The organism is Streptomyces sp. NPDC006510 (genome assembly GCF_040611955.1).
GTDB lineage: Bacteria > Actinomycetota > Actinomycetes > Streptomycetales > Streptomycetaceae > Streptomyces.
In genome coordinates, this window is sequence record NZ_JBEXPH010000246.1 from 1 (window position 1) to 10,296 (window position 10,296).

A 10,296-nucleotide genomic window follows, 5' to 3' on the forward strand; every position below is an offset into this window, starting at 1 on the left:
ACCACCGCGACCGGCTTGGCCAGCGGCGTCCCCGAACCGTCGCGCCGCGGGTCCGGCTCGGGCAGCTCGCTCGGCGTGCCGTTCTGCTGCGCGGCGCGGGCAGGCGTCGCACCCGCCCAGCCGAACACCAGAACGTCCTCGCCCTTGAGGAACCGCTGGCAGCGCACACCACCGGTGGCCCGGCCCTTGCGCGGGTACTGGTCGAACGGGGTGAGCTTGCACGTCAGCACCGAGTCGTCCAGCGTGCCGTGCGAGCCCGCGACGGTGAACACCACCGCGTCCGCGGCCGGATCCACCGCGGTGAACGAAATCACCTCGGCGTCCGCAGCGAGCTTGACCCCTGCCATGCCACCGGCGGGACGGCCCTGCGGCCGCACCTGTGCCGCCGGGTAGCGCAGCAGCTGCCCGTCGGACGTGATGAAGACCAGGTCCTCCTCGCCGGTCCGCAGCTCGGCGGCGCCGACGATCCGGTCACCCTCCTTGAGGGTGATGACCTCCAACTCGTCCTTATTGGCCGGGTAGTCCGGCACCACCCGCTTGACGACCCCCTGAAGGGTGCCGATCGCCAGCCCGGGGGAGGCCTCGTCGAGCGTGGTGAGGCAGACGACGGACTCGTCGCTCTCCAGCGTGAGGAACTCGGCGACCATCGCCCCGCCCGACAGATTGGGCGCCGCATGGGTGTCCGGCAGCTGGGGCAGGTCGATCACCGCGAGCCGCAGCAGCCGGCCCGTGGACGTCACCACTCCGACATCGCCGCGGGCCGTCGCCGGCACGGCCGACACGATCACATCGTGCTTGGACCGCTTGGCGTCCTCGGCGAGCACGATCGGCTCGTCATTGGCGGTACGGGCCAGCAGGCCGGTCGAGGACAGCAGCACCCGGCACGGGTCGTCCGCGACCTCCAGCGGCACCGAGGCGACCTGCGAACCGGCCGACTCCAGCAGCACCGTACGCCGGTCGGTGCCGAACTTCTTGGCGACCGCGGCCAGTTCGGAGGAGACGAGCTTGCGCAGCTCGGCGTCCGATTCGAGGATGGCGGTCAGCGCGTCGATCTCGCCGTTGAGCCGGTCCCGCTCGCTCTCCAGCTCGATCCGGTCGAACCGGGTCAGTCGGCGCAGGGGGGTGTCCAGGATGTACTGCGTCTGGGTCTCGCTCAGCGAGAAGTGCTCGACGAGCCGCTCCTTCGCCTGCGCCGAATTGTCACTGGACCGGATGATCCGGATGACCTCGTCGATGTCGATCAGCGCGACGAGCAGGCCCTCGACCAGATGCAGCCGGTCGCGGCGCTTGCCCCGGCGGAACTCGCTGCGTCGGCGCACCACGTCGAAGCGGTGGTCGAGATAGACCTCCAGGAGCTCCTTGAGGCCCAGCGTGAGCGGCTGTCCGTCGACCAGCGCCACATTGTTGATGCCGAAGGACTCCTCCATCGGTGTCAGCTTGTAGAGCTGCTCCAGCACGGCTTCCGGCACGAAGCCGTTCTTCACCTCGATGACCAGGCGCAGGCCGTGCTCGCGGTCGGTCAGGTCCTTCACGTCCGCGATGCCCTGGAGCTTCTTCGCCGAGACCAGGTCCTTGATCTTGGCGATCACCTTCTCCGGGCCGACGGTGAAGGGCAGTTCGGTGACGACCAGGCCCTTGCGGCGGGCCGTCACATTCTCCACCGAGACGGTCGCACGGATCTTGAACGTGCCGCGCCCGCGGGCGTACGCGTCCTTGATGCCGCCCAGGCCCACGATCCGGCCACCGGTGGGCAGGTCGGGACCGGGCACGAACCGCATCAGGGTCTCCAGGTCCGCGCCCGGATGCTTGATCAGGTGCCGGGCGGCGGCGATGACCTCGCCCAGGTTGTGCGGGGGCATATTGGTCGCCATGCCGACCGCGATCCCGGACGAGCCGTTGACCAGGAGGTTCGGGTACGCGGCGGGGAGAACGGCCGGCTCCATCTCCTGGCCGTCGTAATTCGACTGGAAAGCGACGGTGTCCTCGTCGATCGACTCCGTCATCAGTGACGTCGCGTCGGCCATCCGGCACTCGGTGTACCGCATGGCGGCCGGCGGGTCGTCGTTTCCGAGCGAGCCGAAGTTGCCGTGGCCGTCGACCAGGGGGAGCCGCATGGAGAACGGCTGCGCCAGACGGACCAGCGCGTCGTAGATCGACGCGTCCCCGTGCGGGTGCAACTTACCCATGACCTCGCCGACGACGCGGGCGCACTTGACGAAGCCGCGATCGGGGCGCAGGCCCATCTCGTTCATCTGGTACACGATGCGGCGGTGCACCGGCTTCATGCCGTCGCGGGCGTCGGGCAGGGCCCGTGAGTAGATCACCGAGTACGCGTACTCGAGGAAGGAGCCCTGCATTTCGTCGACGACGTCGATGTCGAGGATGTTCTCCTCGAAGTCGTCCGGCGGCGGGGTCTTCGTGCTGCGGCGGGCCATCGCTGCTGCGACTCCTTCACGGATTCTGTTCGGGCAACCTCAGGTTCTGACGCGGACCATTGTGGACCGCCGCACTGACATCCCCGACCTCGACCCGTCCCAAGGGGCGTTCCCGGCCCCGCCCGAGGCGCTTTTCCGACCGGCCGCGCGGGGGATGCGCCCCTCTTTCACGCGAACTTCCGCGGAATGGGAACTTCGCCAGGTGTCCGTGCGCTTGCTTACAGTGTCAGGTCTCGCAGCAAATCCAGTATCGCGATCGAAGGGACGTACATGCCCATGGGTCACACGGCCACCGCTCAGGCCGGCTCCGGCGGCTTGACAGCGACCGAGCACCGCCTGGCCAACGGCCTGCGCGTGGTGCTCTCCGAGGACCATCTGACCCCGGTCGCCGCGGTCTGCCTCTGGTACGACGTCGGTTCGCGCCACGAGGTCAAGGGACGCACCGGTCTGGCTCACCTCTTCGAGCACCTGATGTTCCAGGGCTCCGGCCAGGTCAAGGGGAACGGCCACTTCGAGCTGGTGCAGGGGGCCGGCGGTTCGCTCAACGGGACCACCAGCTTCGAGCGCACCAACTACTTCGAGACCATGCCCACGCACCAGCTGGAGCTGGCCCTGTGGCTTGAGGCCGACCGCATGGGCTCGCTGCTCGCCGCGCTCGACGAAGAGTCCATGGAGAACCAGCGCGACGTCGTCAAGAACGAGCGCCGCCAGCGCTACGACAACGTCCCCTACGGCACGGCGTTCGAGAAGCTGACGGCACTGGCCTACCCCGAGGGCCACCCCTACCACCACACCCCGATCGGCTCGATGGCCGACCTGGACGCCGCGACCCTGGAGGACGCGCGCACCTTCTTCCGTACGTACTACGCGCCCAACAACGCGGTGCTCTCGGTCGTCGGCGACATCGACCCCGAGCAGACCCTCGCCTGGATCGAGAAGTACTTCGGCTCGATCCCTTCCCACGACGGCAAGCAGCCGCCGCGCGACGGCACGCTCCCCGCGATCATCGGCGAGCAGCTGCGCGAAGAGGTGCGCGAGGAGGTCCCGGCGCGGGCGCTGATGGCCGCCTACCGGCTGCCGCACGACGGCACCCGCGAGTGCGACGCGGCGGACCTCGCGCTGACCGTGCTCGGCGGCGGCGAGTCGTCGCGGCTGCACAACCGCCTGGTCCGCCGTGACCGTACGGCCGTGGCAGCCGGGTTCGGGCTGCTGCGGCTGGCAGGTGCGCCCTCGCTCGGCTGGCTGGACGTCAAGACGTCCGGCGGTGTCGAGGTGCCGCAGATCGAGGCCGCGGTCGACGAGGAGCTCGCCCGGTTCGCCGCCGAGGGCCCCACGCCCGAGGAGATGGAGCGTGCGCAGGCCCAGTTGGAGCGCGAGTGGCTGGACCGGCTCGGCACGGTCGCCGGCCGCGCCGACGAACTGTGCCGGTTCGCCGTGCTGTTCGACGACCCGCAGCTCGCCCTGACCGCCGTGCAGCGGGTGCTCGACGTCACCGCGGAGGAGGTCCAGGCGGCCGCCAAGGCCCAGCTGCGCCCCGACAACCGGGCGGTGCTGGTCTACGAGCCGGTCGAACCGGCCGAGCCCGCGGACGCGGCGGACACCGACGAGACCGACGCCGACGACACCGACGCGCACGAAGGGGCGGACAAGTGACCGACGCTGCCGCGACTGGAGTTTCGATGCAGTACCACCCGCAGCCGGCCCCCGGCGTCGCCCGCCCCTGGGCCTTCCCCGCGCCGGACCGCGGCGCCCTGCCCAACGGCCTCACGGTGCTGCGCTGCCACCGCCCCGGTCAGCAGGTCGTGGCGGTCGAGATCTTCCTCGACGCCCCGCTGGACGCCGAGCCCGAGGGCCTCGACGGTGTGGCCACGATCATGTCCCGGGCACTGTCCGAGGGCACCGACAAGCACACCGCGGAGGAGTTCGCCGCCGAGCTGGAGCGCTGCGGCGCCACCCTCGACGCGCACGCCGACCACCCCGGTATCCGGGTCTCCCTGGAGGTCCCGGCCTCCCGGCTGGCCAAGGCCCTCGCCCTGGTCGCCGAGGCGCTGCGGGCGCCCGCCTTCGCCGACAGCGAGGTCGAGCGGCTGGTACGCAACCGGCTCGACGAGATCCCGCACGAGCAGGCCAACCCGGCCCGGCGGGCCGCCAAGCAGCTCTCCAAGGAGCTCTTCCCTGCCACGGCACGGATGTCGCGCCCGCGCCAGGGCACCGAGGAGACGGTGGAGCGGATCGACTCGGCGGCCGTGCGCGCCTTCTTCGACGCCCACGTCCGGCCGTCCACGGCGACCGCCGTGGTCGTCGGAGACCTCACCGGCATCGACCTGGACGCGCTGCTCGCCGACACCCTCGGCGACTGGTCGGGAGACACCGCCGAGCCCCGTCCGGCCCCGCCGATCACCGCCGACGACACCGGGCGGGTGGTGATCGTCGACCGTCCGGGCGCGGTGCAGACGCAGCTGCTGATCGGCCGGATCGGCGCCGACCGGCACGACAGCGTGTGGCCGGCCCAGGTGCTCGGCACGTACTGCCTGGGCGGCACTCTCACCTCCCGCCTCGACCGTGTGCTGCGCGAGGAGAAGGGCTACACGTACGGGGTACGGGCCTTCGCCCAGGTGCTGCGGTCGTCGGCCCCGGACTCCGCCTCGGGGGCGACCGGCGCCGCGATGCTCGCCATCAGCGGTTCGGTGGACACGGAGTCCACCGAACCGGCGCTCAAGGACCTGTGGACGGTGCTGCGGACCCTGGCGGCCGAGGGCCTGACCGACGAGGAGCGCGAGACGGCCGTGCAGAACCTCGTGGGTGTCGCACCCCTGAAGTTCGAGACGGCGGCCTCCGTCGCGGGCACCCTCGCCGACCAGGTCGAGCAGCACCTGCCGGACGACTACCAGGCGCAGCTGTACGCCCGGCTCGCGGAGACCGGCACGGTCGAGGCGACCGCGGCGGTCGTCAACGCCTTCCCGGGCGACCGGCTGGTCACGGTCCTCGTCGGCGACGCGGCTCGGATCGCGGAGCCCGTCCGGGCTCTGGGCATCGGAGAGGTGTCGGTGGTCACCGGCTGACGACCGGTCCGGCGGGAGTCGGCCGACGGGCCGGTCACTCCACCATGAGCGGCCTCACCCTCCGACATATCGCCGGATACCGGGACAAGAGGAAGACCCCTGTGAGCGAGATCTCACCGGGGTCTTCCCTTTTGTCCGTTCCGAGGGGGAGGTTGCCTGTCTGCCCTGTGGGATGCGCTACAAAATGGCCTGTCCGTTTGGTGAATGAAAGTGACCCCGCTTAGCGTCGGCTCGGCTGTCCGTCACTCTTATGCCGCATCCGCGACGTACCGGACAGCCATCGCCGAGTCCCCGTCAGGCGCGAGCCTGGGGAGCCGGGGACCCACGCAGTCCCTGGGGTGAATCGGATGCCTGAGCCCCGATGGGGCCGAGGCACCCGTAGGAGACCTTCCTGCTCCGAACCCGTCAGCTAACCCGGTAGGCGAGAAGGAAGGAAAGGATCAGCCACTCCATGGCGTTCACCCGTGCCACCGGGAAGCACCGTGCCCCGAGCCGACTGACGCGCCGCAGCGCGAAGGTCGTCGGCGTCGCGGCTCTGGCCACCACCGGCGTCATCGGCGGCCTGGCCGCTCCTGCGCTCGCCGCGGACTCCGAGGCCCCCTCCGCGAGCGAGACCGGCCTCAACCAGGTCATCGCCATCGACAAGACCCTCGCCGACCGGATCGACGCCCAGGCCGACGCGCAGCAGCACCAGGCGGATGTCGCGGCCAAGGCGAAGGCGGAGGCCCAGCGGAAGGCCGAGGCCAAGAAGAAGGCCGAGGCGAAGGCCAAGGCGCTGGCCAAGGCCGAGGCCGACGCGAAGCGCGCCGCCGAGGCCCGTGCCGAGAAGGCGCGCGCCGCCCGGTCCGCCGAGCGCACGCGGCTGGGCTCCTTCCGGCTCCCGGTCGCCGGTTCGTACGTCACCACCGGTTACAAGTCCAGCGGCTCGCTCTGGTCCTCCGGCAGTCACTCGGGCATCGACTTCCACGCCGCGTCCGGCAGCTCCGTCGTCGCCGTCGGCGCCGGTACGGTCGTCGAGGCCGGCTGGGGCGGGGCGTACGGCAACAACATCGTGCTCCGGATGGCGGACGGCACGTACACGCAGTACGGCCACCTCTCCTCGATCGGTGTCTCCGTCGGCCAGAGCGTCGCCGCGGGCCAGCAGATCGGCCTCTCCGGCTCGACCGGCAACTCCACCGGACCGCACCTCCACTTCGAGGCCCGGACGACGCCGTCGTACGGCTCCGACATGGACCCGGTCGCATACCTGCGCGCCCACGGTGTCAACGTCTGACCGACGCCCCACCGCAGTACCTCACCGAAGGCCCCGGCAGCGTGCCGGGGTCTTCGGCGTGCCCGCCATGCGTCCGCGGGCGATGCCTGGCCGCCGAACCGCTCCGTGCCAAAAGATATTCATGAATTTCCATCCGGCATCGGAAATGCGGCCGCATTGCAATAGAGTCGCAGAACAGGCGTCGGCCGGCCGCGTTTCGCGGGGATTGAGGCGGAGGTTCGGACATGCGCATTCCGGCACATTCGGTATGCACGGCAATCCGTGACGACATCGTCTCCGGTGTCTTCGAACGCGGCAGCCGTCTCACGGAGGAGTTGCTGGCACGTCGATATGGAGTTTCCCGCGTCCCGGTACGGGAAGCGCTGCGCACCCTGGAGTCCGAGGGTTTCGTGGTCACCCGCCGGCACGCGGGTGCCTGCGTCGCCGAACCCACCGAGCTGGAGGCGGCCGACCTCCTGGAAGTCCGCACGCTGCTGGAGCCACTGGGTGCCGCGCGCGCCGCGCAACGACGCACCGAGGCGCACCTCAAGGTGCTGCGCGGTCTGGTGCGGCTCGGCCAGGACCGGGCCAGGCGCGGCGAGGGCGAGGACCTGCGCTCGCTGGGCGGCTGGTTCCACGAGACGCTGGCGCAGGCCTCCGGCAGCCCCGGCCTGATCGCGCTGCTCACCCAGCTGCGGCACAAGATCGCCTGGATGTACGCGGTCGAGCCGTCGGCCCGGCCGGTGGATTCCTGGGCCGAGCACGGGGCGATCGTGGACGCGGTGGCGCGCGGCGACGCGGAGCGGGCCAGGGCGCTGGCCGCCCATCACGCCGAACGGGCCGCGGCCGCGCACCGGCTGCGACGGCAGCCCGCCGCTCCCCGCGCCGGCCGGGTGAGGACCTCGCAACATTCCGTAAACACCGTAGGCGTCCGGCATTAACAATTACGCCGTATACAAACACATGTGATTGCGCGGGACCCGTTCCGTGCCGCCGGAATCTCGCGTGCCTGAATTCTGTGTGCGCGGAATCCTTGTGCCCGAATTCGTGCACCCGCATTCGGCATGCATGAATTCGATGCGCCCGGGTTCTGTATGCCGGATCCGGATGGCCCGGGTATTCCGTACGGCCCCCGCCGGGCGGCCCGTTCAGGAGAACGAAAGAGCCGCGGCCCCGGTTCGGGGTGCCACGGCTCTCGCGCGGAACATGTTTCAGACGGTCTCCGGGAGCTCCTCAAGCCCCTCGGCGACCAGCTTCGCCAGACGGTCCAGGGCTGCTTCGGAGTTGTCGGCCTCGGACGCGAGCACGATCTCCTCGCCACCCTGTGCGCCGAGACCGAGCACCGCGAGCATGGAGGCGGCGTTCACCGGGTTGCCGTCGGCCTTGGCGATCGTCACGGGGACGCCGGAAGCCGTGGCGGCACGGACGAAGATGGAAGCGGGGCGGGCGTGCAGGCCCTCGGTCCAACCGACGTTGACGCGGCGCTCAGCCATGGTTCTGCCCTTCACGAATCAACAGTTGTCTAGACCAGTCTCTCACGCGGTGCGCAGTGCTCCGGCCGACCCCGGAAAAGCCCGCGATGCCTGCGGTACCGCCGATCGGCCCTCTCAGACTGCCCCGGCCCCGAGACCTACGCGACCGCTGACGGAGCCGTAGTCTTTGCCCATGCAGCCCGCGCCGGAGCAGAGTCCGCATCACGCTTATCCCGACCACTGGGAAGCGGACGTGGTGCTCCGCGACGGAGGCACCGCACGCATCAGGCCCATCACCACGGACGACGCCGAACGGCTGGTCAGCTTCTACGAGCAGGTCTCCGACGAGTCGAAGTACTACCGGTTCTTCGCCCCGTACCCACGACTGTCCGACCGGGACGTGCACCGCTTCACCCATCACGACTACGTCGACCGGGTGGGGCTCGCCGTCACGGTCGGCGGCGAGTTCATCGCGACCGTTCGCTACGACCGGATCGACGAGCGGGGCAGGCCCGCCTCCACGCCCGCCGACGAGGCCGAGGTCGCCTTCCTCGTCCAGGACGCGCACCAGGGCCGGGGCGTGGCCTCGGCGCTCCTCGAACACATCGCGGCCGTCGCCCGTGAGCGCGGCATCCGTCGCTTCGCCGCCGAGGTGCTGCCCGCCAACACCAAGATGATCAAGGTGTTCCGGGACGCCGGATACACCCAGCAGCGCAGCTTCGAGGACGGCTCCGTCCACCTCACCCTGGACCTCGAACCGACCGCCGAGTCCCTCGCCGTCCAACGCGGCCGCGAGCAGCGGGCGGAGGCGCGGTCGGTGCAACGCCTGCTGGCCCCCGGCTCCGTCGCCGTCATCGGGGTCGGCCGGACCCCCGGCGGCGTCGGCCGCACAGTCCTGCGCAACCTCCTCGGCGCCGGCTTCACCGGCCGTACGTACGCCGTGAACCGCGCCTTCGCCACCGACCTGGACACGATCGACGGCGTCCCCGCCCACCGCTCGATCGGCGAGATCGGCGAACCGGTCGACCTCGCGGTCGTCGCCGTGCCCGCCGACCGGGTCCCGGAAGCCGTCGCGGACTGCGGCGAGCACAGTGTCCAGGGCCTGGTCGTGCTCTCCGCCGGATACGCCGAATGGGGCGCCGAGGGCAGGGAACGGCAGCGTGAACTGGTCCGCCAGGCCCGTTCGTACGGGATGCGGATCATCGGCCCGAACGCCTTCGGCCTCATCAACAACGCGGAATCGGTCCGGCTGAACGCCTCGCTCGCCCCCGAGCCGCCCGCCCCCGGCCGCATCGGCCTCTTCACCCAGTCCGGCGCGATCGGCATCGCGCTGCTCTCCGGGCTCTACCGGCGCGGCGCGGGCCTGTCCACCTTCATCTCCGCGGGCAACCGCGCCGACATCTCGGGCAACGACTTCCTCCAGTACTGGTACGAGGACCCCGACACCGACGTCGCCCTGCTGTACCTCGAATCGCTCGGCAACCCCCGCAAGTTCACCCGCCTCGCGCGGCGCACCGCGGCGGTGAAGCCGGTGGTCGTGGTGAAGGGGGCCCGGCACAGCGGCTCCACCCCGCCCGGCCACGCGGTGCCGATCAGCCGGATCCCGGACGCGACGGTCTCGGCGCTCATGCGGCAGGCGGGCGTGATCCGGGTCGACACGGTGACGGAGATGGTCGACGCCGGTCTCCTCCTCGCCGACCAGCCGCTCCCGGCCGGCCCCCGGGTCGCGATCCTCGGCAACTCCGAATCGCTCGGCCTCCTCACGTACGACGCCTGCCTCGCCGAGGGGCTGCGCCCGCGCCCGCCCCTCGACCTCACCACCGCCGCCACTCCGCGGGACTTCAGGAACGCCCTCGCCGAGGCCCTCGCCGATGACGCCTGCGACTCGGTGGTCGTGACGGCGATCCCGTGGGTCGGCGAGGACGGCGAGGCGGAATCGGGCGACGGAGAGGTGCTCGCGGCGGCCCTGCACACGGCCGCCGCCGCGGGTCCGGCCAAGCCGGTGGCCGTCGTGCACGTCGAGATCGGCGGGCTGGCCGAAGCCCTCGCCGCCGCCACCAGCACGGTCGCGCAGC

At 70.9% G+C, this 10,296-nt stretch carries 7 protein-coding genes and 1 riboswitch; of the genes, 5 read left to right on the forward strand and 2 right to left on the reverse strand.

Annotated features, from left to right (window positions below; all coding sequences use genetic code 11):
• Positions 1-2,435: DNA topoisomerase IV subunit A (locus ABZY11_RS39235; RefSeq protein ID WP_356483751.1), on the reverse strand; the 2,435-nt coding region annotated here is incomplete at its 3' end.
• Between the two features lie 270 nt (positions 2,436-2,705).
• On the opposite strand from ABZY11_RS39235, the gene ABZY11_RS39240 reads away from it, so the two are divergent.
• The 4 genes from ABZY11_RS39240 (at position 2,706) to ABZY11_RS39255 (ending at position 7,690) form a co-directional block, all read left to right on the forward strand.
• A complete protein-coding gene (locus tag ABZY11_RS39240; protein ID WP_356483752.1) occupies positions 2,706-4,088 on the forward strand; it encodes a pitrilysin family protein in 1,383 nt (460 codons plus the stop codon).
• 26 nt (positions 4,089-4,114) lie between these two features.
• Entirely contained in the window at positions 4,115-5,497 is a 1,383-nt protein-coding gene (locus ABZY11_RS39245; protein ID WP_356483757.1) for a pitrilysin family protein, read from the forward strand.
• Between the two features lie 271 nt (positions 5,498-5,768).
• A riboswitch (cyclic di-AMP (ydaO/yuaA leader) is annotated at positions 5,769-5,935 on the forward strand.
• Positions 5,936-5,948: 13 nt separating this feature from the next.
• On the forward strand, positions 5,949-6,770 hold the full coding sequence (locus ABZY11_RS39250; protein WP_356483753.1) for a M23 family metallopeptidase: 822 nt from the start codon (positions 5,949-5,951) through the stop codon (positions 6,768-6,770).
• A 224-nt stretch (positions 6,771-6,994) separates the two neighbouring features.
• Complete coding sequence (locus ABZY11_RS39255) at positions 6,995-7,690, forward strand: GntR family transcriptional regulator (RefSeq protein ID WP_356483754.1); 696 nt, start codon at positions 6,995-6,997, stop codon at positions 7,688-7,690.
• 270 nt (positions 7,691-7,960) lie between these two features.
• Here the strand turns inward: ABZY11_RS39255 and ABZY11_RS39260 are convergent, their stop codons facing one another.
• The gene (locus ABZY11_RS39260; protein WP_356483755.1) at positions 7,961-8,242 is read right to left on the reverse strand and encodes an HPr family phosphocarrier protein; all 282 of its coding nucleotides are present in this window, start codon (positions 8,240-8,242) and stop codon (positions 7,961-7,963) included.
• A 172-nt stretch (positions 8,243-8,414) separates the two neighbouring features.
• On the opposite strand from ABZY11_RS39260, the gene ABZY11_RS39265 reads away from it, so the two are divergent.
• Positions 8,415-10,296: GNAT family N-acetyltransferase (locus ABZY11_RS39265; protein WP_356483756.1), on the forward strand; the 1,882-nt coding region annotated here is incomplete at its 3' end.